Source organism: Rhodobacter sp. Har01 (assembly GCF_020564565.1).
Lineage (GTDB): Bacteria > Pseudomonadota > Alphaproteobacteria > Rhodobacterales > Rhodobacteraceae > Pseudogemmobacter.
The window spans coordinates 49,387-70,950 of sequence record NZ_JAJCTD010000003.1 but is presented as its reverse complement, the minus strand read 5'-3'; the positions used below and the strand labels follow the sequence as shown (position 1 = coordinate 70,950).

The 21,564-nt window shown below is 69.1% G+C and carries 23 protein-coding genes, 1 tRNA gene and 1 riboswitch; of the genes, 18 read left to right on the top strand and 6 right to left on the bottom strand.

All coding sequences use genetic code 11. The features are described from left to right. Position 1: 1 nt before the first annotated feature. Both LHP98_RS08770 and LHP98_RS08765 read right to left on the bottom strand, forming a co-directional pair. Positions 2–931 carry an MBL fold metallo-hydrolase gene (locus LHP98_RS08770; protein ID WP_227252154.1) on the bottom strand — a complete coding sequence of 310 codons (930 nt, stop codon included), beginning with the start codon at positions 929–931 and terminating at the stop codon, positions 2–4. A 107-nt stretch (positions 932–1,038) separates the two neighbouring features. After that, positions 1,039–1,449 (bottom strand): metallopeptidase family protein, encoded by a 411-nt coding sequence (locus LHP98_RS08765; RefSeq protein ID WP_227252528.1) that lies wholly within the window; start codon positions 1,447–1,449, stop codon positions 1,039–1,041. 147 nt (positions 1,450–1,596) lie between these two features. Here LHP98_RS08765 and LHP98_RS08760 point away from each other — a divergent pair, with 147 nt between their 5' ends. From LHP98_RS08760 to gcvP, 6 genes are all read left to right on the top strand, one after another. Next, a complete protein-coding gene (locus LHP98_RS08760; protein ID WP_227252153.1) occupies positions 1,597–2,025 on the top strand; it encodes a DUF1801 domain-containing protein in 429 nt (142 codons plus the stop codon). Between the two features lie 86 nt (positions 2,026–2,111). Further along, positions 2,112–3,443: a glutamate--tRNA ligase gene (gene gltX, locus LHP98_RS08755; protein ID WP_227252152.1), complete on the top strand. Its 1,332-nt coding sequence runs from the start codon at positions 2,112–2,114 to the stop codon at positions 3,441–3,443. A gap of 87 nt (positions 3,444–3,530) precedes the next feature. Next, positions 3,531–4,895: an MATE family efflux transporter gene (locus tag LHP98_RS08750; RefSeq protein ID WP_227252151.1), complete on the top strand. Its 1,365-nt coding sequence runs from the start codon at positions 3,531–3,533 to the stop codon at positions 4,893–4,895. Positions 4,896–4,967: 72 nt separating this feature from the next. Further along, a riboswitch (glycine riboswitch) is annotated at positions 4,968–5,062 on the top strand. Positions 5,063–5,213: 151 nt separating this feature from the next. Continuing rightward, entirely contained in the window at positions 5,214–6,323 is a 1,110-nt protein-coding gene (gene gcvT / locus LHP98_RS08745; protein WP_227252150.1) for a glycine cleavage system aminomethyltransferase GcvT, read from the top strand. 9 nt (positions 6,324–6,332) lie between these two features. After that, positions 6,333–6,692 (top strand): glycine cleavage system protein GcvH, encoded by a 360-nt coding sequence (gene gcvH, locus LHP98_RS08740; protein WP_227252149.1) that lies wholly within the window; start codon positions 6,333–6,335, stop codon positions 6,690–6,692. Positions 6,693–6,791: 99 nt separating this feature from the next. Then, positions 6,792–9,632 carry an aminomethyl-transferring glycine dehydrogenase gene (gcvP, locus tag LHP98_RS08735; RefSeq protein ID WP_227252148.1) on the top strand — a complete coding sequence of 947 codons (2,841 nt, stop codon included), beginning with the start codon at positions 6,792–6,794 and terminating at the stop codon, positions 9,630–9,632. A 34-nt stretch (positions 9,633–9,666) separates the two neighbouring features. Here the strand turns inward: gcvP and LHP98_RS08730 are convergent, their stop codons facing one another. Next, positions 9,667–10,329: a hypothetical protein gene (locus LHP98_RS08730; protein WP_227252147.1), complete on the bottom strand. Its 663-nt coding sequence runs from the start codon at positions 10,327–10,329 to the stop codon at positions 9,667–9,669. A gap of 196 nt (positions 10,330–10,525) precedes the next feature. On the opposite strand from LHP98_RS08730, the gene LHP98_RS08725 reads away from it, so the two are divergent. From LHP98_RS08725 to LHP98_RS08680, 10 genes are all read left to right on the top strand, one after another. Then, the gene (locus LHP98_RS08725; RefSeq protein WP_227252146.1) at positions 10,526–11,236 is read left to right on the top strand and encodes an AzlC family ABC transporter permease; all 711 of its coding nucleotides are present in this window, start codon (positions 10,526–10,528) and stop codon (positions 11,234–11,236) included. Then, the gene (locus tag LHP98_RS08720) at positions 11,233–11,556 is read left to right on the top strand and encodes an AzlD domain-containing protein (protein ID WP_227252145.1); all 324 of its coding nucleotides are present in this window, start codon (positions 11,233–11,235) and stop codon (positions 11,554–11,556) included. The genes LHP98_RS08725 and LHP98_RS08720 overlap by 4 nt, the downstream gene beginning before the upstream one ends. A 125-nt stretch (positions 11,557–11,681) precedes the next feature. After that, positions 11,682–11,999: a DUF3775 domain-containing protein gene (locus LHP98_RS08715; RefSeq protein ID WP_227252144.1), complete on the top strand. Its 318-nt coding sequence runs from the start codon at positions 11,682–11,684 to the stop codon at positions 11,997–11,999. A 61-nt stretch (positions 12,000–12,060) separates the two neighbouring features. Beyond that, positions 12,061–12,510, top strand: a complete 450-nt coding sequence (gene trxC / locus LHP98_RS08710; protein ID WP_227252143.1) for a thioredoxin TrxC — start codon at positions 12,061–12,063, stop codon at positions 12,508–12,510. Between the two features lie 109 nt (positions 12,511–12,619). Then, a complete protein-coding gene (locus tag LHP98_RS08705; RefSeq protein ID WP_227252142.1) occupies positions 12,620–13,969 on the top strand; it encodes a sensor histidine kinase in 1,350 nt (449 codons plus the stop codon). Next, positions 13,966–14,643: a response regulator gene (locus LHP98_RS08700; protein WP_227252141.1), complete on the top strand. Its 678-nt coding sequence runs from the start codon at positions 13,966–13,968 to the stop codon at positions 14,641–14,643. Before LHP98_RS08705 ends, LHP98_RS08700 begins: the two co-directional genes overlap by 4 nt. Positions 14,644–14,784: 141 nt before the next feature. After that, positions 14,785–14,997: a hypothetical protein gene (locus LHP98_RS08695; RefSeq protein WP_227252140.1), complete on the top strand. Its 213-nt coding sequence runs from the start codon at positions 14,785–14,787 to the stop codon at positions 14,995–14,997. A gap of 205 nt (positions 14,998–15,202) precedes the next feature. After that, positions 15,203–15,278: transfer RNA gene (locus LHP98_RS08690), tRNA-Ala, on the top strand. Positions 15,279–16,333: 1,055 nt separating this feature from the next. Further along, entirely contained in the window at positions 16,334–16,687 is a 354-nt protein-coding gene (locus LHP98_RS08685; RefSeq protein ID WP_227252139.1) for a TrmO family methyltransferase, read from the top strand. Positions 16,688–16,831: 144 nt separating this feature from the next. Continuing rightward, positions 16,832–17,011: a CTP synthetase gene (locus tag LHP98_RS08680; RefSeq protein ID WP_227252138.1), complete on the top strand. Its 180-nt coding sequence runs from the start codon at positions 16,832–16,834 to the stop codon at positions 17,009–17,011. Positions 17,012–17,021: 10 nt separating this feature from the next. On the opposite strand, the gene LHP98_RS08675 is transcribed toward LHP98_RS08680, so the two are convergent. After that, positions 17,022–17,795: an alpha/beta fold hydrolase gene (locus LHP98_RS08675; protein ID WP_227252137.1), complete on the bottom strand. Its 774-nt coding sequence runs from the start codon at positions 17,793–17,795 to the stop codon at positions 17,022–17,024. Between the two features lie 101 nt (positions 17,796–17,896). Here LHP98_RS08675 and LHP98_RS08670 point away from each other — a divergent pair, with 101 nt between their 5' ends. Further along, positions 17,897–18,268: a hypothetical protein gene (locus LHP98_RS08670; protein WP_227252136.1), complete on the top strand. Its 372-nt coding sequence runs from the start codon at positions 17,897–17,899 to the stop codon at positions 18,266–18,268. Here LHP98_RS08670 and LHP98_RS08665 read toward each other — a convergent pair. Further along, a complete protein-coding gene (locus LHP98_RS08665) occupies positions 18,241–19,071 on the bottom strand; it encodes a DUF817 domain-containing protein (RefSeq protein WP_227252135.1) in 831 nt (276 codons plus the stop codon). The genes LHP98_RS08670 and LHP98_RS08665 overlap by 28 nt on opposite strands. A 113-nt stretch (positions 19,072–19,184) precedes the next feature. Beyond that, positions 19,185–20,468 (bottom strand): serine hydroxymethyltransferase, encoded by a 1,284-nt coding sequence (gene glyA, locus LHP98_RS08660; RefSeq protein WP_227252134.1) that lies wholly within the window; start codon positions 20,466–20,468, stop codon positions 19,185–19,187. Between the two features lie 168 nt (positions 20,469–20,636). Here glyA and LHP98_RS08655 point away from each other — a divergent pair, with 168 nt between their 5' ends. Beyond that, positions 20,637–21,413 (top strand): NAD kinase, encoded by a 777-nt coding sequence (locus LHP98_RS08655; protein WP_227252133.1) that lies wholly within the window; start codon positions 20,637–20,639, stop codon positions 21,411–21,413. Positions 21,414–21,564 lie beyond the last annotated feature (151 nt).

The window sequence follows — 21,564 nt, the reverse complement described above, 5'->3', positions numbered from 1 at the left end:
CCTAGCCGTCCAGCAGCATCTGATAGCTTGCCGGCACCAGGCGGAAGCCGGCGTCCTTCGGTTCGACGTAACCCACGGCCGGAAACGGCATGTGGTAGCTGATGAACGGGATGCGGTCGGCGGCGATCATGCCGAAAAGCTGCTTGCGCGTGGCCGCCGCGGCCGCCTTGTCGGCGTCGAACCTGACCTCCCAGTCGGGGAATTGCAGCGACCAGACATGGTGATTGGCAGTGTCTGCGGTGATCGCCAGGTGCTGGCCCCGGGATTCGACCATCCAGGCCATGTGGCCCGGGCTGTGGCCGAAGGCCTCGATGGCCGTGATGCCCGGGGCGGCGCTGCCGCCGCCTTCGACGAAGCTGGTCTTCTCGTTCAGTGGCCGCACGTTCTTGTCAAAGCCCTCGTTTCCGGCGGCGGACCAGTGGTTGTGCTCGACGCTGCCGGTCACGTAGCGGGCGTTCGGAAAGAACGGCGCGGCGCCGTCGGCCGTGGTCAGCCCGCCGATGTGGTCACCGTGCATGTGGGTCAGCACGACGACATCGACCTGCTCGGGCGCAAGGCCGGCGGCGGCCAGCGCGGCCCCAAGGCCGTCGGCAGAAAGGCCGGTGTCGAACAGCACCAGTTCGGTGCCGGTGTTGACCAGCGTGGGGGTGAAGAAGGTCATCGTCTTGTCCGCCGGCAGGAAGGCCGCGGCCGATGCGGTGGCGAAATCCTCGGCACTGGCGTTCAGGCCGAAGGTCTCTTGCGGCTTGTCGCCAGAGCGGGTGCCGGCAAGCAGCGTCGTCACCTCGAAGCTGCCCAGGCGAAACCGGTGAAAGGGCGGCAGGGCCGACCCCTGCATCTCGGCCCGGGCCAGGGTCGGGCGCGGCAGCGCGGCGGCCAGGGGCAGGGTGGCGGCGGCCGCAAGGGCCTGACGGCGGGTGAGGGTCGTCATTCGGTCCTCCTCTTCGGTTGATCGCGACGGACAGGATAAAGCGTCCGGCGCGGCCCGCGTTTCACGCGGCCGTCAACAGGGGTGCGGCAATGCACAGAAGCTGTGCGTCATTCCCACCAGGGGTCGATGGCGGCGATGTCCTCGTCGGACCAGCCGAAGTGGTGGGCAAGCTCGTGGATCATCACATGGGTGACCAGATCGCCGATGGCGATGTCGCCGCGTTCGGCCCATTCGTCCAGGATCGGGCGGCGGAACAGCCAGATCAGGTCGGGGTGCGTGGGTTGGTCGGCGACCGATTTCTCGGTCAGGGGCGTGCCTTCGTAAAGGCCGGTCAGGTCGAACGGATCTTCCAGGTCCATCGCCTGGAGGATGTCGTCCGAGGGGAAGTCCTCGACCCGCAGGACGACCTGGGTGGCCGGGCCGCGCCAGGGCTCTGGCAGGGTCGCCACTGCCTCTCGGGCGAGGGTCTCGATCAGGTCCAGCGAGGGGGCGATGGAGTCGGGCGCGGGGTTTGTCATCACGCAAGGATAGGGCGTCGGCGGCGGCGGCGGAAGGGGGCGGGGGGCGGCGATTTCCGAAGTCGGAAATCGTGCACGGAATTCGAATTCGAATTCCGGCGGGCGGAGGTGGCTGCGCAAGTCGCCGGTCCTGGTGTAGGATCCGGCATGGCCCATGTCGCGAAGACCACAAGCGCGCCGCTGGACGTGGCGATCTGGCTGGCCGGGGTGGACCCGGCGCGGCAGGCCGAGGCCGAGGCGCTGCTGGCGCTGTTCCGGCGGGTGACGGGGTGGGAGGCGCGGCTGTGGGGGCCGTCGATCGTGGGCTTCGGGCGCTATGTCTATCGCTATGACAGCGGCCATGGCGGCGAGGCGGCGGCGACGGGATTTTCGCCGCGCAAGGCCGAGATCGTGCTCTACATCCCGCCCGGCTATCGCGACTACGGCGCGATCCTGTCGCGGCTGGGGCCGCACCGGGTGGGCAAGGCCTGCCTTTACCTGAAGCGGCTGGCGGGGCTGGACCTGGCGGCGCTGGAGGAGCTGGTCCGCGTCGGGCTGGCGGACCTCGCGGCGCGCTGGCCGGTGCATCCGGTGTGACCCGCCCCGGGGTGCGGCGGGGGGGCGGCAAACTGGACAAGGGGCGGTGCTTGTGACAGGAGGTTGCCGTCCAAGGAGCCGCCCGCATGTCCCGTCCTGTCGTCACCCGCTTCGCCCCGTCGCCCACCGGCTACATCCATGTGGGCAACCTGCGCACCGCGCTGATGAACTACCTGATCGCCCGCAAGGCCGGGGGGCAGTTCATCCTGCGGCTGGACGATACCGACCAGGAGCGCAGCAAGCAGGAATATGCCGACGGGATCATGGCCGATCTGGACTGGCTGGGCCTGCACTGGGACCGGCTGGAGAAGCAGTCGCTGCGCTATGACCGCTACCGCGATGCGGCCGACCGGCTGCGGGCGGACGGGCGGTTCTATGAGTGTTTCGAGACGCCGGGCGAGCTGGACCTGAAGCGCAAGAAGCTCTTGGGGATGGGCAAGCCGCCGGTCTATGACCGCGCCTCGCTGGGGCTGTCGGAGGAGGCGAAGGCGGCGTTCCGGGCCGAGGGGCGGGTGGGCTACTGGCGGTTCCTGTTGAACCAGACGCGGATCGAGTGGCCGGACGGCATCATCGGGCCGGTGTCGATTGATGCGGCAAGCGTCAGCGATCCGGTGCTGATCCGGGCCGACGGGCAGGTGCTGTATACCTTTGCCTCGTCGGTGGATGACATCGAGATGGGGGTGACGAACATCGTCCGCGGGTCGGACCATGTGACCAACACCGCGACGCAGATCCAGATCATGGAGGCGCTGGGCGGCACGCCGCCGGCTTTTGCGCATCATTCGCTGCTGACCGGGGCGCAGGGGGAAGAGCTGTCGAAGCGTCTTGGCACGCTGAGCTTGCGCGACCTGCGCGCGCGGGGGGTCGAACCGATGGCGCTGCTGAGCCTGATGGCGCGGCTGGGGTCGTCGAAGCCGGTGGAACTGGCGGGGAGTCTGGATGAGCTGGCCGAGGGGTTCGACGTGGACAGCTTCGGTGCGGCACCGACGAAGTTCGATGCGGAAGACCTGTTCCCGCTGACCCGGCACCATGTGCAGGGGCTGCCGTTTGCGGCCGTGCAGGCGCGGATTGCTGGGTTGGGCGTGCCGGCGGATCAGGCCGAGGCGTTCTGGGCGGTGGCCAAAGGCAACATCACCGTACTGGCCGACCTTGAGGGCTGGTGGGCCTTGTTCCGCGATGGGGCTGCGCCGGTGGTCGATGAGGCGGATCGGGAGTTCGTGGCGCAGGCCTTCGCGCTGTTGCCGCCGCAGCCCTGGACGCGCGACACCTGGGGCGAGTGGACCGCCGCGGTGAAGGCGGCGACGGGGCGCAAGGGCAAGGAGCTGTTCCGTCCGCTGCGGCGCGCGCTGACGGGGCTGGACGCGGGCCCCGAGATGGCCGACGTGATGCCGCTTCTGCCCAAGCGTCCCGCTGTGTGACCGACCACCGGGGGTTTCACACCCCCGGACCCGTTGCGAAGCCGGGGGTTTCACACCCCCGGACCCCCGTGGGGTACTTGAACCAAGATGAAGGGGTTAGGCCGGGTGGGCGGGGCGCAGGCGAAGTTCGTCGAGGGAAGCCTGCTGCGGCACATCGTGGTGATGTCGCTGACCTCTTCGGTCGGGCTGATGGCGATCTTCGTCGTCGACCTGATCAACATGGTCTACATCGGCTGGCTGAAGGACCCGGTGCTGACCGCGGCGGTGGGCTATGGCGGGGCGGTGATGTTCTTCGTCACCGCCTTCGGGATTGGCCTGTCGATCGGGGTTTCGGCGCTGGTGGCGCAGGCGGTGGGCGCGCGCGATCCGGGGTTGGCGCGGGAGCGGGCGACGGCGGGGCTGGTGCTGAGCCTGGGCTTCGGCAGCGCGTTCTCGGCGCTGGTCTGGGTGCTGTTGCCGCAGATCGTGGGGCTTTTGGGCGCCACCGGGCGGACGGCCGAGGAAACGGTGCATTTCCTGCAGGTCTATACCGCCAGCCAGCCCTTGCTGATTCTGGGCATCGTCGGTGCGGCGATCCTGCGGGCCTTTGGCGAGGCGCGGCGGGCGATGATGGTCACCGTCTGGGCGGCGGTGGCGCTGGCGGCGCTGGACCCGGTTCTGATCCTGTGGGCGCGGCTGGACCTGACGGGGGCGGCGCTGGCGGGGGCGGGGTCGCGGATCGTGATGGCGGGCATGGCGCTGTGGCCGGTCTGGCGGCGGATCGGCGGCTTTGCGCCCCTGGACCGGCGGGTGCTGGCGGGGGTGCTGCGGCCGTTGTCGGCGATCTCGGGGCCGGCGATCCTGACCCAGCTGGCGACGCCGGTGGGGCAGGCGCTGGTGACGCGGCTGGTTGCCGGTTTTGGCGAGGCGGCGGTGGCGGGGATGGCGATTGCCGGGCGGCTGACGCCGGTGGCGTTCTCGGTGCTGTTCGCGCTGGCCGGGGCGCTGGGGCCGATCATCGGCCAGAATCTGGGGGCAAAGCGGATGGACCGGGTGCGGCAGAGCTTCGGCGATGCGATCCGGTTCACCGGGATGGTGATCGTGGCCGTCTCGGCGGTGCTGTTTGCCTTGCGCGCGCCCCTGGCCGACATGTTCCATGCCGAGGGGGTGACGCGCGATCTGGTCTATCTGTTCTGCGGCCCGCTGAGCCTGCTGTTCTTTTTCAACGGGCTGATCTTTGTCGCCAATGCCACCTGCAACAATCTGGGCGCGGCCTATCAGTCGACGCTGATCAACTGGGCCCGGCACACGCTGGGCACGCTGCCCTTTGCCCTGTTGGGCGCGCAGTGGTGGGGGGCGGCGGGCGTGCTGATCGGGCAGGCGGCGGGGGGCGTGGTCTTCGGTCTGATCTCGGCTTGGCTGGCCTGGCGGGTGGTCCTTCGGCGCACCGCGCCGGCCCCGGCCGGTGTCTGACGGTTTCGGACCGTATACAGTCGCATCCTGCTTTTCGCTTGCCCGCCCCCGCGCCGATGCGGTAATCCCGAAATCGCAGAATCGGGAGAATCCGGGGCCGCTTGCCCCGGTGCCGAAGGAGCAACCGCCCCGGTAAACTCTCAGGCGCAAGGGACCGTTCCTGCGAAAAGACTCTGGAGAGTGGCGCGTCAGGCGCCCGCCGAAGGGATAACGATCTCAGGCGTCCGCAACGGGCAGGGACAGAGGGGGCACCGGGCGGCAGGGGAACTGCTGCGAACGGTGCCGGGTGCGTTCCGGCAAGCATTGGGGAGAGGCGGGGTGACCGACCTTTTGCGGCTGGGGCTACATGACCTGCATGTCGGATTGCAGGGCAGGATGGTGCCCTTTGCGGGCTACGAGATGCCGGTGCAATACGCCGCCGGGGTGATGCAGGAACACCTGCACACCCGCGCCGCGGCGGGGCTGTTCGATGTGTCCCACATGGGCCAGGTGATCCTGCGGCCCAAGGCCGGGATGGCGGCGCTCTGTGCCGGGTTCGAGGCGATGATGCCGGTCGACGTGGCGGGGCTGGCCGAGGGGCGGCAGCGCTATGGCCTGTTCACCAACGAGACCGGTGGCATCCTGGACGACCTGATGTTCGCCAACCGGGGCGATCACCTGTTCGTGGTGGTCAACGCCGCCCGCAAGGCGCATGACATTCCGCACATGGCCGAGCATCTGGCGGCGGTGGCCGAGGTGGTGCCGATCACCGACCGGGCGCTGCTGGCGCTGCAAGGGCCCCTGGCCGAGGCCGCGCTGGCGCGGCTGGTGCCGGACGTGGCGGCGCTGCGGTTCATGGATGTGGGCGTGTTCGGCGAGGTCTGGGTCAGCCGGTCCGGCTATACCGGCGAGGACGGTTTCGAGATCTCGGTCCCGCAGGGCTGGGCCGAGACCTTTGCCCGCGACCTGCTGGCAATGCCCGAAGTGCAGCCCGTCGGCCTGGGCGCGCGCGACAGCCTGCGGCTGGAGGCGGGCTTGTGTCTTTACGGCCATGACATCGACGAGACGACAAGCCCGGTCGAGGCGGGGCTGCCTTGGGCGATCCAGAAGGTCCGCCGGACCGGCGGCGCGCGCGAGGGCGGCTTTCCCGGCGCGGCACGGATCCTGCAGGAACTGGCCGAGGGGCCGGAGCGGTGCCGCGTGGGTTTGCGGCCCGATGGCCGGGCGCCGATGCGCGAGGGGACCGGACTGTTCGCGGCGGACGAGACGCCGCTGGGCCAGGTGACCTCGGGCGGGTTCGGGCCTTCGGTCGAGGCGCCTGTCGCCATGGGCTATGTGCCCCGCGCCTTTGCCGATGTCGGCACCCCCCTTCAGGGCGAGGTGCGCGGCAAGAAGCTGCCAGTGACGGTGGCGGCGCTGCCTTTCCATCCCACAACCTACAAACGCTGAGGCAAGACGATGAAATACACCAAGGAACATGAATGGCTGCGGGTCGAGGGCGATGTGGTCGTCGTCGGCATCACCGAGCATGCGGCGACCCAGCTGGGCGACGTGGTCTTTGTGGAACTGCCCGATACCGACGCCATGGTGTCGGCCGGTGACGAGGTCTGCGTGATCGAAAGCGTCAAGGCGGCCTCGGACATCCTGGCGCCGCTGGATGGCGAGATCGTCGCGGTGAACCAGAAGCTGGTCGATGCCCCCGGCCTGGTGAACGAAGACCCGACCGGGGCGGCCTGGTTCTTCAAGATGAAGGTCGCCGACCTGTCGGTGCTGGATGAGTTCATGGACGAGGACGAATATGCCGAACTGATCGGTTAGGCCTTGCGGCCGGCGGAGGACCGGGGGGCCAGCCCGCCGGACCCCCCGGGATATTGTGGGACAGATGAAAGGGCGCGGGATTGCGCGGCCCGGAAGCGGATGACGTTCACGCCCACCGAGTACAACCCCTACGACTTTGCCAACCGTCGCCACATCGGGCCTTCGCCGGCCGAGATGGAGGCGATGCTGAAGGCGGTGGGCGTGCCCGACCTTGAGACGCTGATCGACCAGACGGTGCCGGCCAGCATCCGGCAGGCGCGGCCTTTGGGCTGGGCGCCGCTGTCCGAGCATGAGCTGACGGCGAAGATGATCGAGGTGGCGGCGAAGAACCGGGTGATGACCAGCCTGATCGGGCAGGGCTATTACGGCACCGTCACGCCGCCGGCGATCCAGCGCAACATCCTGGAGAACCCGGCCTGGTACACGGCCTATACGCCCTATCAGCCCGAGATCGCGCAGGGGCGGCTGGAGGCGCTGTTGAACTTCCAGACCATGGTCTGCGACCTGACCGGGCTGGACGTGGCCAATGCCAGCCTGCTGGACGAATCGACGGCGGCGGCCGAGGCCATGGCGATGGCCGAGCGGGTGGCGAAGGCGAAGGCGAAGGGGTTCTTCGTGGACCGGTTCTGCCATCCGCAGACCATTGCGGTGATCCGCACCCGGGCGCTGCCCTTGGGCATCGAGATCATCGAGGACAGGATCGAGGCGCTGGACCCGTCGAAGGTGTTCGGGGCGATCTTCCAGTATCCGGGCAGCTATGGCCATGTCCGCGATTTCACCCCTCAGATCGAGGCCCTGCACGCGGCGGGAGCGGTGGCGGTGGTGGCGACCGACCTGCTGGCGCTGTGCCTGCTGAAGGAGCCGGGCGCGATGGGGGCCGACATTGCCATCGGCAGCGCGCAACGCTTCGGGGTTCAGATGGGCTATGGCGGGCCGCATGCCGCCTTCATGGCCACGCGCGACGCGCACAAGCGGCAGATGCCGGGGCGGATCGTCGGGGTCTCGGTCGATTCGAACGGCAACAAGGCCTATCGCCTGTCGCTGCAGACCCGCGAGCAGCACATCCGGCGGGAAAAGGCGACCAGCAACGTCTGCACGGCGCAGGCGCTGCTGGCGGTGATGGCATCCATGTATGCGGTGTTCCATGGCCCCAAGGGCCTGCGGGCGATTGCCGAGCGGGTGCATTTCCGCACCCAGCGGCTGGCGCGGGCCTTGAAGGCGGCGGGGGCGAAGGTGTCGCCCAAGGCGTTCTTCGACACCATCACCGTCGAGGTGGGCGTGGGGCAGGCCGGCATCCTGGCCGCGGCGCGGGCCGAGGGGCTGAACTTCCGCAAGATCGGCTTGAACCGGGTGGGCATCAGCCTTGACGAGACGACGGACGAGCGCATCCTGATCCGGGTGCTGCGCACCTTTGGCATTCACGGCCTGCCGCCGCACCGCGCGGCCCTGGGCTTTCCCGAGGACATGCTGCGCGAGACGCCCTATCTGACGCATCCGGTGTTTCACATGAACCGGGCCGAGTCGGAAATGATGCGCTACATGCGAAGGCTCAGCGACCGCGATCTTGCGCTGGATCGGGCGATGATCCCGCTTGGGTCTTGCACGATGAAGCTGAACGCGGCGGCCGAGATGATGCCGATCACCTGGCCCGAGTTCGCCAGCCTGCACCCCTTTGTGCCGCCGGACCAGGCGGCGGGCTACCGTGAGGCGATTGACGATCTGACCGTGAAGCTGTGCGAGATCACCGGCTATGATGCCTTCTCGATGCAGCCCAACAGCGGTGCGCAGGGCGAATATGCCGGGCTTTTGACCATCCTGGCCTATCACCGGGCGCGCGGCGAGCAAGACCGCAAGGTCTGCCTGATTCCGACCTCGGCGCATGGCACCAACCCGGCCTCTGCGCAGATGGCGGGGATGGAGGTGGTGGTCGTCAAGGCCTCGGCCAACGGCGACGTGGACGTCGAGGATTTCCGTGCCAAGGCCGAAGCGGCCGGCGACCGGCTGGCGGCCTGCATGATCACCTATCCGTCCACGCATGGGGTGTTCGAGGAAACCGTGCGCGAGGTCTGCAGGATCACGCACCAGTTCGGCGGGCAGGTCTATATCGACGGCGCCAACATGAACGCCATGGTCGGGCTGGTGAAGCCGGGCGAGATCGGCGGCGATGTCAGCCACCTGAACCTGCACAAGACCTTTGCCATTCCGCATGGCGGCGGCGGTCCGGGAATGGGGCCGATCGGGGTCAAGGCGCATCTGGCGCCGCACCTGCCGGGGCACCCCGAGACGGGGGGCACCGAAGGGCCGGTCAGCGCGGCGCCCTATGGCTCGGCCAGCATCCTGCTGATCAGCTGGGCCTATTGCCTGATGATGGGCGGGCCGGGGCTGACCCAGGCGACGCGGGTGGCGATCCTGAACGCCAACTACATCGCGGCGCGGCTGCGCGGGGCCTATGAGGTGCTGTACATGGGCAACCGCGGCCGGGTGGCGCATGAGTGCATTCTGGACACCCGGCCGTTCGCCGAGGCGGGGGTGACCGTGGACGACATCGCCAAGCGGCTGATCGACAACGGCTTTCACGCGCCGACCATGAGCTGGCCGGTGGCGGGCACGCTGATGGTCGAGCCGACGGAATCCGAGACCAAGGCCGAGATCGACCGCTTCATCACCGCGCTGCTGGCGATCCGCGAAGAGATCAGGGCGGTCGAGCGCGGCGAGATCGCAGCCGCGGACAGCCCGCTGCGCCATGCGCCGCACACGGTCGAAGACCTGGTGGCGGACTGGACGCGGAAATACCCGCGCGAACAGGGTTGCTTCCCGCCCGGATCGTTCCGTGAGGACAAGTACTGGCCGCCGGTCGGGCGGGTGGACAATGTCTATGGTGACCGCAACCTGGTCTGCACCTGCCCGCCGGTCGAGGCCTATGCCGAGGCGGCCGAATAGCCGGGGGCGCTGCTCCGCACCCCCGGCTTGGCGGTTACTTGCAGGTGTCGTCCTTGCACGGCATGTGCTGGCGCTTGAACACCGCGGTCTGGCCGGACAGTTGTGCCGGCTTGGTTCCCGCAGGGCGGCCCAGCGCTGGCTTCTCCGGCTGCGCGGGCGAGGTGGCGACGGTCTGCGCCGGGCCGGTCTGCGCCTCGAGGCACATCCGCGCCTGCGCCAGCGCGCCGCCCATGCCGCGGACGTCGAAGGCCTGGTCGATGCCGATGCCGTAGAGCCGCAGGTAGGATCCCTGCGTCAGGAAATCGATCGAAGCGTCGATGCCGGCCAGCGCGAAGCCGACATAGGCCTCGTTCGAGCCGAAGGCAGGGCCGACAGCGGGAAGGCCGACCTCGGTCATCAGCGCGGCGTCGTAGGACTGCCCCGGCGTGAAGCTGGCCCCGGGCGCCGACAGGTAGACGGTCAGCGTATCGTCGGCGGTCAGCGACAGCGACAGCTGCGCGCCTTCGTTGTAGCCGACGCCGACGTAGCAGTCGACGAAGGCGCCCGAGTCGTCTGCCCAGGCGCCGCCGGACCAGTTGCCCGAGGTGAATTGGCTGCCGGGAATGTCTTCGGAGGCGGGCGCGGCGGCCAGGGCGGCGGCGGCGGTAACAAGGCCAAGCGAAAGCAGAATGGCGGTCGGAGGCTGCGAAAGGCGCATGGACGGGCTCCTTGAGAAAAGGGCGGCGCCGCGGCCGGTCTGGACTGGAAACAAACGGATTTCGGCCAAAGGCGCAAGGTCGAAGGCTAACAGAAGCGGCCGGGCTGGCAAGGGTGGCCATTCCCGACCCGGCGTCGCGGCGGCGCGGGCGACAGGCTTTGACACCGGCCGCGGCGGCCGCTAGCGATGGCGCAGCATGACCGACCGGCGTCTCGTCCAGAACTCCCCGCCTCGTCCAGGCTTTCTTGCCGGCCTTGGCCAGTCGTTGCCGATTGCGCTGGGCTATTTCCCCATCGCGTTCTCGTTCGGCGTCGCCGCCACCCGCGCCGGGCTGACCGCGCCCGAGGCGGTGATGCTGTCGCTGGTGATCTATGCCGGCGCCTCGCAGTTCCTGGCACTGGCGTTGGTCACCAGCGGGGCGCCGGTGCTGGTGGCGGCCTTCACCCTGATCGCGATGAACCTGCGGCATGTTCTGTATGGCCCGGCGCTGATGAAACAGGCGGGCACGGGGGCCAGCCGGCGCCATGCCTGGGCCTGGGCCTGGGGCCTGACGGACGAGGTCTTCGGCCAGGCCCTGGGGGCGCTGGCGCGCGGTCAGCGGTTCTCAGAGCCCTGGATGTTCGGCCTTGGCCTGGGGGCCTATGTCGCCTGGGTCGGCGGAACCGGCGTCGGCGCGCTGGCCGGCGGCGGGGCGCTCGAGTCCTTTCCGGCGGTCAGCGCCGGCCTGGGCTTCATGCTGACGGCGCTGTTCCTGGCGCTGCTCTTGTCGATCCTCAGCCGCGCCGCGCTGCCGGCAATTGCGGTGGCGGCGGTGGCGACGGTGATCGGCACCCTTGCGGTTTCGGGCACCACGGGCATTCTGGCCGGGATGATTGCCGGCGCGCTGGCCGGGGTGCTGCGGCGATGAACCTGGACCTGGTGGTGTTGGCGGTGCTGGCCGGGGCGGCGAACTGGGGGTTCCGGGCGCTGCCGACGCTGCTGATGCGGCGCGAGCCGCATCCCGGCGGCATGATGGCGCGGTTTCTGGCCGCAACCGGTCCGGCGGCGATTGCCACGCTGGTGGTGGCCTCGGTGCTGCCGCAGCTTCACCCGGTGCCGCGCGCGTTGATTCCCTTGGCGGCGGGCGCGGCGGCCACGGTCCTGGCTTTCCTGCCCCGCCGCTCGGTGGCGGCGGCGACGTTGATCGGGGCGACGGTCTATGGCCTGGCCTTCGGCCTTCTGGCGTGATGCGAAAAATCTTTTCATGCAGATGCCGCGACCGGAATTCGCAGCACTTCCGGGGGGCGCGGCCGGCTTGGCCCTTGCACCGCGCCGCGATGCGCGCGACCATGGTGGCGAAGGAGGCCCGTCCGATGATCGAGATCAGTCCCAGCAAGGTTGTGCACGTCATCTTCCTTGCGCGCGAGGAGGCGGCCGGGGAAGCCCAGCTCTGGGCCTTCATCGACGGCATGAATGCCGAAGAGAAGGCGCATCTCACGGCGCTGGCCTGGGTGGGTCGCGGGGCCTTCGACGCCGAGGATTACGAAGAGGCGGTCGAGACCGCCATTACCGAGGCGACCACGCCGACGGCCGACTATCTGATGGGCATGCCGCACCTGGCCGAGAACCTTGAGGCGGGTCTTGACGCCATGGGCGTGGATGTCTCGGGCGAGGAAGAAGACCTGCTCTGAGGCCCTTGAACCGCCGCGCCCGGTCGCACATATATTCCGAAAGCGGAATGTGAGGTGCGCGATGCCTGCAACGATGGATGCCGTCAAGCTGATTTGCCCGACCTGCGGGCAGGCCAACCGGGTGCCGGTGGCGCGGCTTGCCGCGGGGCCGAAATGCGGCTCTTGCGGCGACCCGCTGGCCGATGGACGGGTGGCCGAACTGGACGCCGCGACGCATGACAAGGTGACCCGCGGCGACGGGCTGCCGGTGCTGGTGGACTATTGGGCGCCCTGGTGCGGCCCCTGCCGCAGCATGGCACCGGAATTCGCCAAGGCCGCGAAGATGCTGGCGCCGCAGGTGCGGCTGATGAAGCTGAACACCGAGGACCACCCCGAGATCGCCTCGCGCGCCGGCATCCGCGGCATCCCGGCCCTGATCCTGTATCGCGGCGGCCGCGAGGTTGCCCGGCTGGCGGGCGCCCGCCCGGCCGCCGATATCATGGCATTTGTGCGCCAGCACACAGGGGGCTGACAGCCTCGGCCCAAACGCCACGGGTGCCAAGACGGCCCGGCTGCGCTAGGCTTGCCGCAGTAGGTGGTGCGGGGGGCGTATGACGGGAACAGACTGGCCGTGGACCCGGATGTCCCTGGCGCGCCAGTTCGCTCTGGCGGGCGGCGCGGTGATGCTGTTCGCGGTGCTGGCGGTGGGCCTCTGGGTGTCGCGCTGGATCGAAGAGGTGGTGGTCCGCAACTCTGCCAACGCGACAGCGCTTTACATGGAAAGCTTCATCGCGCCCCTGATGCAGGACCTGGCCGAACGGGAACGGCTGACCCCCGAGGCGCGGCTCGAGATCGACCGGCTGATCAAGGACACCGCGCTGGGCCAGCGGGTGCTGTCGTTCAAGCTGTGGCGCAAGGGCGGGCTGCTGGCCGATGCCTCGACCGCGGCGCTGGTCGGCCGGCGCTTCGAGGTCACCGAGAACCTGCGGCTGGCCTGGGATGGCCAGGTCCGCGCCGATTTCGATGACACCGGCGATGCCGAGGACGTGGCCGAGGCGGCGCTGGGTCTGCCGCTGCTGGAAATTTACAGCCCGATCCGCGAGATCGGCAGCGGCGAGGTGATCGCGGTGGCCGAGTTCTACGAGGTGGCGACGCAGCTGGAGAACGATCTGCGCCGCGCCCGGCTGGCCAGCTTTGCGGCGGTCACGGCGGTGATGGGGGCGATCGGCGTCAGCCTGTTCGCCATCGTGCTGCGCGGCAGCTGGACGATCGACCGCCAGATGGCGGAACTGGAAAGCCTGTCGCGCCGCAACCACGCGCTGCGGCTGCGCGCGCAGGATGCGGCCGGTCGGGTGGCCGCCTTGAATGACAGCACGATCAAGCGGATCGGCGCCGACCTGCACGACGGACCGGCGCAGCTGCTGGGTTTCGCTGCGCTGCGGCTGGACGCGTTGCGCGCCGCCGTGCCCGAAGGCGGCGCGGCCCGTGCCGACCTGGACGCGGTCGAGCGCGCGGTGCGCGGGTCGATCTCCGAGATCCGTTCGGTCGCCCGCGGCCTGTCGCTGCCGGACATCGAGCGGCGGCCGATTGACACGCTGTTGCGGGCGCTGGCCGAGGCGCATGCCGAACGCTCCGGGGCCGCGGTGCAGCCATCGATCGACATCCCACCCGGTGCCGACCTGCCGGTGGCCGCAAAGACCTGTGCCTACCGGGTGGCGCAGGAAGGGCTGACCAACGCCTGGCGGCATGCCGGCGGTCAGGGCCAGGAACTGCGGCTGCGGCTGCAGGGCAACCGGCTGCAGCTGTCGGTTCTGGATCGCGGTCCCGGCTTCGGCAGCGCCGGTCCCGGCGCCGACGACGACGACGGCATGGGTCTGTCGGGACTGGCCGACCGGGTCGAAAGCCTGGGCGGCCGGCTGGAGACGCGCAACCGCCCCGACGGCGGGGCCGAACTGCGGATGACACTGGACATCGGGGAGGCTGCGGGATGAGCGCGACGGATCCGGACGACAGGGCAGCGCCGCCGCAAATCCGGGTGGTGGTGGCCGACGACCACCCGATCTACCGCGACGGGCTGGCCCGGACGCTGCGCGATGCCCCCGGCATCGACGTTGTGGGCATGGCGGCCGACGGGATCGAAGCGGCCCGGCTGGCGGCCGACTTGGCGCCCGACCTGGTGCTGCTGGATATCTCGATGCCGGGCGGCGGCGGCCTGGGGGCGCTGGCGGCGATCCGGGCCCTGCCGCAGCCGCCGCAGGTGGCGATGCTGACCGCCTCGGAAGACCAGGAAGACCTGGTCGCGGCGATGAAGGCCGGGGCACTGGGCTATCTGCTCAAGGGGCTGGGCGCCGGCGAACTGGTGGCGCTGGTGCGCGACCTTGCGGCAGGCCGGCCCTATGTCGCGCCCGGGCTGGCCAGCCGCCTGCTGGTGCTGATGCGCGGTCGCACCGACCGCCCACCGCCGAACCCGCTGGACGAGCTGTCGCACCGCGAGAGCGAAATCCTGCGGCTGGTGGCGCAAGGCCGCAGCAACCGCGAGGTGGGCGAGGCGCTGGACCTGCAGGAAAAGACGGTCAAGCACTACATGACCTCGATCCTGCAGAAGCTGCAGGTCCGCAACCGGGTGGAAGCGGCGATGCTGGCGCGGGAACACGGCAAGGACTGACGGCGCGGCATCCGAAGCGGGCGGTTCCCCGGCGGGACCATGGTCTGACCGAAGCAGACAACTTCGGCGGACTTCCGGCCCTGCGCCGAACCCTGCCGCGGGGCTAGGCTGATCCGACCGACAACCCCCAAGGAGGACGCCATGAAACCCCTGATCCTGTCCGCAACCACCATCACCATCGCCGCCGCCATCGCCCTCTCCGCGCTGCCCAGCCTTGCCCGGGACATGGCAGACCAGGCTTTCGTCCAGGCGCGGACCGACGACAGCCTGGACAAGCGCCGCAAGCCGCGCATCAAGGGCGGTTCGGGCTGCGACGACGCGGGCGACATCGCCGAACATCCCGCCTGCCGCTGACCGACCGGCAGCCGCAGTTCACCCTGCGGTAGCGAGCCCGGGCCGGGGCGGGCCAGGCCGGGCCAGGGCGGGCCGGAGCCGTCGAGGGGCGGCCGGCCCGCCCCCTTCCTGCCCCCTGACGACCCGCCCGCCGCCGCAAGCGACCGCCGTCTGGCCGGCTTGACAACGCCCGCCCGATGGGCCAATTACCCGGCCCAAGGTCGTTGGGGCAGTAGCTCAGTTGGGAGAGCGTATCGTTCGCAATGATAAGGTCAGGGGTTCGATCCCCCTCTGCTCCACCAAAGACCTGAGCCATCCACGCTGAACCCGGGCCGCCGTCGTGCGGCCCGTTTCAATTCCGGGCGGCCGTCCTGGCAAGGCGGCCTGGCGGCGGTCGAGGCACGGCCGCCCTGGCGCTGGCCGCATCGGCCGAAAGGCGTGGGCGATTCGGGGCAGGGGCTGGATAGGCCCGTGCGCGGCGGGCCGGAGAGACTCCCGAATGCCCAAGCAATGGGCTGAGCGGGCGCCGTGTTTACCTTACGTCAACACCTGCGACAATGCGACCACGATCACAATACAGTTCCCGGTTGATCCAGCGGCCGATCTGCGGCACGAGTCGAAGAATGAAGCCCATGATCGAACAGCGCCCTGGCAGATCAGCCGGTTCTTCGACGCAACCCATTGCCCCCGTGGCATGGGTGGTTCTTCGCGGTATGCCTGGCGGCCCACCTGTCGACCCGCTGGTCGGAACGCCGTCGCGCGGTCGGGGTTCCATGCTGTCACATGGCCTGCGCGCCTCTCCGCAACCTTGATCCAAACGTCCCTCGTTGCGGCCCGCTGCTCAGGGCCGCATTGTCCATCTCCCGATACCGAGGTTTCGCCAATGCCAAGCCACGCCTATTCGGTAAATGCCGCCCCTGCTGCTTCTCCCGGCCGTGATCGCGCGCATGTCTGGCTTGCCCTCCAGGCCCTGCGCGCCGTTGCTGCGGCGCACCACGACCGCGTCACCGGCTGCTCTGCTACCCCGGTCGCGGCCAACGGGGCCGGGAAGGTGTATCTCTGTGCCACGTCTTCCATGCAGGCAAGACCCGCCGCGAAAGACTGACCCGATCCCGAGCGCGGCCTTCGCCTGACCGCAGCGCCGCCGGCGGCCAGCGAAAGGCAGCACATGCGCAGGCCGGACCAGCATCCAGAGCGCCCCGCGGCAGAGCCTGATCCGGCAGGGACCAGCCGTCCCGGCGAAGAGACCCTGCCTTTCGATCCCGCCGAAACCCTGTCTGCAGGCGTTGCATTCATCGGCCGGATCCGGTCGCCCTGGAGCCGGGGGAACTGCCCCAGGAACCTGCGCGAGGCGCGCATGCGGGGCGGGCGTTTCTTCGTTCTGATCGACGCGCCTTACCGGCGCGGGCTGGACGGGCTGACGGCAGGCGAGTCGGTGATCCTGCTCTACTGGACAGGCGAGGCCCGGCGCGACCTGATCGTGCAGACGCCATCGCACCGGACCGTGCCGACCGGGACCTTTGCCCTGCGCTCTCCGGCCAGGCCGAACCCGATCGCGGTGGCAGTGGTCCGGCTGTTGGCACTGGACGCCGAAACCGGAGAACTGGAACTGGACGCCATCGACGCCTTCGACGGCACGCCGGTTCTGGACCTCAAGCCCTGGTTGCCCGGGGTGGACGTTCCGCCCCAGGCCGAGGCGCCGTGCAGTTGACCCGGGCGCCGCGATTCGCGGGTGTTTCGCCGTGCCGGTGCCGCATGACATGCAGCAATACGCATGTGTCTTGATGTGGATCATGGCCCTTGGCGGCCGGGCGTGCTGCTTCATGCCGGACGCGCCCTTTCGGAGGACTGTCTCATGCGCCTGTTCCTGCTTCTTTACCCGGTGATCGGGACCACTCTGGCCGGGATTGCCATGGTTGTGGCGCTGACCATGGGGATGGACACGCTCAGGCCGATCGTCATTTCCGCTGCCATTGGCGCTGCCATCGGCCTGCCGGTGACCTGGCTGGTCGCCAAGAAGGTGGCGACGATCTGAGGCCGGAGCTTCAGGCGTCCAGAAAGACCCGCACGGTTTCCTCGAAGGCGCGCGGGGCATCGGCGTGCAGCCAGTGGCCCGCACCGGGGATCTTTGCGAACCGCGCCTTCGGAAACAGGGCGCGGATCAGGTCGCGGTGTTCGGGGCGGACATAGCTGCTGTCGGCTCCGGTCAGGAACAGGGCCGGGCCGTCGAAGCGGCCTTCGGTGCCCGGCCAGCCCACGATCCTTGGCATCTCTGTCTCCAGCACCTCGAGGTTCAGCCGCCAGCGCGGGCCGCCCTCGGCCCGCAGGTCCAGCGATTGCAGGAAGAAGGCGCGCAAGCCCGGATCCTCGACCGTCTCCGACAGCCGCCGGTCGGCCTCGGCCCTGGTGGTCAGGCCGGCCAGGTCCAGCGCCCGCATGGCCCGGGCGTGGCGGCTTTGGTCATGATCATAGGCGACCGGCGCGATGTCGGCCACGACCAGCCGCCGGATCAGCCCGGGCTCGGTCAGCGCCAGGTGCATCGCCGCCTTGCCACCCATGGAATGGCCCAGCAGATCGGCCTGCCCGCCCAGCGACCCGATCACCTGGGCCAGGTCGGCGGCCATCTCGGGATAGCCCTGGCTGGGCATCCGCGGGCTTTGGCCATGGTTGCGCATGTCCACCGCAATGACCTCGCGCCGGTCGGCCAGGCGGCGGGCGATCACATTCCAGTTGCGGGCCGAGCCATAGAGGCCATGCGCGACCACCAGGGGTGGGGCGCTGGCAGCCTGGTGGGCGTGGTGGCGGATTGTCGCAAGCATTGGGTTTGCATAGCGAAACGCATTGTGGCCCGCCAGAGCCGTTGCTGCGCGCCCGTGCGTCGTGGATACTCGGACGCGCTGCAGAACGCGGGTGGGAATGCATGGGTGCGGTGACGATCACGCAGATGGCGGATCGGGTGGCTTCTCTGCTTGAGGACCGGCTGGGCATTTCCGGTCAGGGGCTTGAGGACAAGCTGCGCCGCGGCGGGCGCCGGCTGCCGCACCATGTGCGGGCCGCGGCCGAGGCCCTGGCCCTGTCCGCGCTCAAGGCGCAGAACCCCAAGCTTCTGGTGCAGGTGGACGAATCCCGCGTGGCGCGGGACTACGACATCTGTCTGCGTTACCTGTCCCGACTGGGCCGCAGCGCACGGCGAAAGGCCACGCTCGCCTCGATCGCGGCCTCGATCGCGTTTTCCCTTCTGGTCGTGGCGGGCGGGGTGATCGCCTATCTGGTCTGGCGCGGATACGTCTGAACCGCCCGGCCTGCCGGATAAAGCGCCGAGCGGACCACCAGCGTGACCGTCACGAAGGCGACATAGAGCAGCAGATACCAGGACCCCAGCTTGGCCAGACTGACCCAGTGGTCTGGACGCTGGCCGTTGTACAGCCAGGTGCCCGTGGCCGTGCCGATGTTCTCGGCCACCCACAACGCGAGGCTGGACAGAAAGGCCGCCAGCGGCAGCGGCATCCACCAGTCGTGGTCATGGATGCGAAACCAGATGCGGGTGCGGCCATAGATCAGGACGGTGGCCGCAAAAAGACCGATGCGGATGTCCGGCCCGAAATGATGCGCGAAGAAGTTGATGTAGATGGCCGCGGCCAGAGCCAGGGTCAGCGCGTACGGTGGGTAGGGGGCGAAGCGCATGTCGAAGATGCGGATCACCCGGGCCATGTAGCTGCCCACGCTGGCATACATGAAGCCGGAAAACAGCGGCACGCCCAGCACCTTGAACAGCGCCGGCTCGGGATAGGCCCAACTGCCGGCGTGGACCTTGAACCACTCCATCGCCGTGCCGGTCAGGTGGAACAGCAGGATCACCCGCGCTTCCTCCCAGGTTTCCAGCTTGCGCCACAGGAACAGCGCCTGGGTGGCCAGGGCGAACAGGAACAGCGCGTCGTAGCGGGCCAGCGGCCAGTCGGGTTGCCACACTGCCTTGGAGGCGACGATGGCGATCAGGAGCAGCCCGCCGAACAGGCAGGCCCAGCCCTGCTTGAGCACGAACATCGCCAGTTCGGCCACCCCATAGGGCAGGCGGGCGCGCGCCCAGTCACCCATCCGGCGTTCAAGACTGCGGGTTTCAGGCGGGGCGAGGGGCATCGGGGCCTTGGCCGGAAAGGAACAGGGCGCGACCCTGCGGTGCGCGCCCTGCGGCTGTCAAGGCAGGCGGATCAGAGGTCCGGGTAAATCGGGAAGCGGATGCACAGCGCCTCGACCGCGGCTTTCACCCTGGCCTCGACCGCGCCGTTGCCGTCTTCGCCGTTCGCGGCCAGCCCGTCCACCACCTCGGTGATCCAGCGGCCGATCTGGCGGAATTCGGCTTCGCCGAAGCCGCGGGTGGTGCCCGCCGGGGTGCCGAGGCGGACGCCCGAGGTGATGGTGGGCTTTTCGGTGTCGAAGGGGATGCCGTTCTTGTTGCAGGTGATGTGGGCGCGGCCGAGGGCCTTTTCGGTGGCATTGCCCTTCACGCCCTTGGGCCGCAGGTCGACCAGCATCAGGTGGCTGTCGGTGCCGCCGGTGACGATGTCGAGGCCGCCCTTCATCAGCTCATCCGCCAGCGCCTTGGCATTGGCGATGACCTGGGCCTGGTAGACCTTGAACTCGGGCCGCAGCGCCTCGCCAAAGGCGACGGCCTTTGCGGCGATGACGTGCATCAGCGGGCCGCCCTGGATGCCGGGGAAGATCGCCGAGTTCACCTTCTTGGCGATGTCCTCGTCATTGGTCAGGATCATGCCGCCGCGCGGGCCGCGCAGGGTCTTGTGGGTGGTGGTGGTGGCGACATGGGCATGCGGGAAGGGGCTGGGATACAGGCCCGCCGCCACCAGTCCCGCGAAGTGGGCCATGTCCACCAGCAACAGCGCGCCGACGGAATCGGCAATCGCGCGCATGCGGGCAAAGTCGATGATCCGCGGGATGGCGCTGCCGCCGGCGATGATCATCTTCGGCTTGTGCGCGGCCGCCAGTTCCGCGACCTGGTCGTAGTTCAGCGTCAGATCCTGCTTGCGCACGCCATACTGCACCGCGTGGAACCACTTGCCCGACTGGTTCGGTGCCGCGCCATGGGTCAGGTGGCCACCGGCATCCAGGCTCATCCCCAGGATGGTGTCGCCGGGCTTCAACAGCGCCATGAATACGCCCTGGTTGGCCTGGCTGCCCGAATTCGGCTGGACGTTGGCAAAGCGGCAGCCGAACAGCTGGCAGGCGCGCTCGATGGCCAGGTTTTCCGCCACGTCGACGAACTCGCAGCCGCCATAGTAGCGCCGGCCCGGGTAGCCCTCGGCATACTTGTTCGTCATCACCGAGCCCTGCGCCTCGGTCACCGCGCGGCTGACGATGTTCTCGCTGGCGATCAACTCGATCTCGTGGCGCTGGCGGTGCAGTTCCTGCGTGATTGCACCAAAGATCGCGGGGTCGCGCGAGGACAGGGTTTCGGTGAAAAAGCCGGTGTCGGACATGCGCGTCTCCATCAGGGCGGGGCGGGTTGCCCGGCGTTGTAGAGCAGGCGGATGCCCCGGAAAAGGCCGGAAACGACAGATGTCGCGGTGGCTGCGAAATCGACACGGCGCAAGGGGTTGAGTTTGCCGGATCGCCCGGCCAAGGTGGCGGGGCAGACAGGGGGGCGCATGGCGGTTCGGGCGGCGCAGCGCATCAGGTTCACGGCATCCAGGGCACCGGCGGCAATGGCGGCACTGGAACGTCTGACCGCGCGCTACGGACAATCGGACCTGCGCCGGGCCGAGGTGATCGTGGCGCTTGGCGGCGACGGCTTCATGTTGCAGACGCTGCACGCCAATGCGGCGCACGTGCTGCCGGTCTATGGCATGAACTGCGGAACCATCGGCTTTCTGATGAACGCCTATTCCGACGAAAGCCTGTCCGAGCGGCTGGCGGAGGCTGAGGAGGCGGTGCTGAACCCCTTGTCGATGCGGGCCGAGAACACCCGCGGCAAGGTGACCGAGGCGCTGGCGATCAACGAAGTGTCGCTGTTGCGCCAGGGGCCGCAGGCGGCCAAGCTGAAGATCTCGATCGACGGACGCGAGCGGCTGGAGGAACTGGTCTGCGACGGCGCGCTGGTCTCGACCCCGGCAGGTTCGACCGCATACAACTATTCGGCGCATGGCCCGATCCTGCCCATCGGCTCTGACGTGCTGGCGCTGACCGCGATGGCCGCCTTTCGCCCCCGCCGCTGGCGCGGCGCGGTTCTGCCCAAGGCGGCAGTGGTGCGCTTCGACGTGATCGAACCCGAGCGGCGTCCGGTCATGGCCGACGCCGACAGCCGGTCGTCGGTGCGCGACGTGGCCTGGGTGGCGGTGCGATCCGAACCCGACATCCGCCACCATCTGCTGTTCGACCCCGGCCACGGCCTGGAAGAGCGCCTGCTGACCGAACAATTCGCCTGACCGGGGCCACCGGGCCTTGCCTCCGGCGGGGTGCTTGCAGCCAGATGAAACAACAAGGTGCCCCTTGGCTTTCATCTGTCTGCAAATATCCCGGGGGTCAGGGGGCAGCGCCCCCTGCCCGAGGAGGAGCCTGAAAGGCGACGACGAGGCA

What these genes read in the sequence shown, in the direction of transcription:
- LHP98_RS08770 (WP_227252154.1), bottom strand. Translation starts at nt 931, where the DNA reads ATGACGACCCTCACCCGCCGTCAGGCCCTTGCGGCCGCCGCCACCCTG.
- LHP98_RS08765 (WP_227252528.1), bottom strand. Translation starts at nt 1,449, where the DNA reads ATGACAAACCCCGCGCCCGACTCCATCGCCCCCTCGCTGGACCTGATC.
- LHP98_RS08760 (WP_227252153.1), top strand. Translation starts at nt 1,597, where the DNA reads ATGGCCCATGTCGCGAAGACCACAAGCGCGCCGCTGGACGTGGCGATC.
- gltX (WP_227252152.1), top strand. Translation starts at nt 2,112, where the DNA reads ATGTCCCGTCCTGTCGTCACCCGCTTCGCCCCGTCGCCCACCGGCTAC.
- LHP98_RS08750 (WP_227252151.1), top strand. Translation starts at nt 3,531, where the DNA reads ATGAAGGGGTTAGGCCGGGTGGGCGGGGCGCAGGCGAAGTTCGTCGAG.
- gcvH (WP_227252149.1), top strand. Translation starts at nt 6,333, where the DNA reads ATGAAATACACCAAGGAACATGAATGGCTGCGGGTCGAGGGCGATGTG.
- gcvP (WP_227252148.1), top strand. Translation starts at nt 6,792, where the DNA reads ATGACGTTCACGCCCACCGAGTACAACCCCTACGACTTTGCCAACCGT.
- LHP98_RS08730 (WP_227252147.1), bottom strand. Translation starts at nt 10,329, where the DNA reads ATGCGCCTTTCGCAGCCTCCGACCGCCATTCTGCTTTCGCTTGGCCTT.
- LHP98_RS08725 (WP_227252146.1), top strand. Translation starts at nt 10,526, where the DNA reads ATGACCGACCGGCGTCTCGTCCAGAACTCCCCGCCTCGTCCAGGCTTT.
- LHP98_RS08720 (WP_227252145.1), top strand. Translation starts at nt 11,233, where the DNA reads ATGAACCTGGACCTGGTGGTGTTGGCGGTGCTGGCCGGGGCGGCGAAC.
- LHP98_RS08715 (WP_227252144.1), top strand. Translation starts at nt 11,682, where the DNA reads ATGATCGAGATCAGTCCCAGCAAGGTTGTGCACGTCATCTTCCTTGCG.
- trxC (WP_227252143.1), top strand. Translation starts at nt 12,061, where the DNA reads ATGCCTGCAACGATGGATGCCGTCAAGCTGATTTGCCCGACCTGCGGG.
- LHP98_RS08705 (WP_227252142.1), top strand. Translation starts at nt 12,620, where the DNA reads ATGTCCCTGGCGCGCCAGTTCGCTCTGGCGGGCGGCGCGGTGATGCTG.
- LHP98_RS08700 (WP_227252141.1), top strand. Translation starts at nt 13,966, where the DNA reads ATGAGCGCGACGGATCCGGACGACAGGGCAGCGCCGCCGCAAATCCGG.
- LHP98_RS08695 (WP_227252140.1), top strand. Translation starts at nt 14,785, where the DNA reads ATGAAACCCCTGATCCTGTCCGCAACCACCATCACCATCGCCGCCGCC.
- LHP98_RS08685 (WP_227252139.1), top strand. Translation starts at nt 16,334, where the DNA reads ATGCGGGGCGGGCGTTTCTTCGTTCTGATCGACGCGCCTTACCGGCGC.
- LHP98_RS08680 (WP_227252138.1), top strand. Translation starts at nt 16,832, where the DNA reads ATGCGCCTGTTCCTGCTTCTTTACCCGGTGATCGGGACCACTCTGGCC.
- LHP98_RS08675 (WP_227252137.1), bottom strand. Translation starts at nt 17,795, where the DNA reads ATGCTTGCGACAATCCGCCACCACGCCCACCAGGCTGCCAGCGCCCCA.
- LHP98_RS08670 (WP_227252136.1), top strand. Translation starts at nt 17,897, where the DNA reads ATGGGTGCGGTGACGATCACGCAGATGGCGGATCGGGTGGCTTCTCTG.
- LHP98_RS08665 (WP_227252135.1), bottom strand. Translation starts at nt 19,071, where the DNA reads ATGGGTGACTGGGCGCGCGCCCGCCTGCCCTATGGGGTGGCCGAACTG.
- glyA (WP_227252134.1), bottom strand. Translation starts at nt 20,468, where the DNA reads ATGTCCGACACCGGCTTTTTCACCGAAACCCTGTCCTCGCGCGACCCC.
- LHP98_RS08655 (WP_227252133.1), top strand. Translation starts at nt 20,637, where the DNA reads ATGGCGGTTCGGGCGGCGCAGCGCATCAGGTTCACGGCATCCAGGGCA.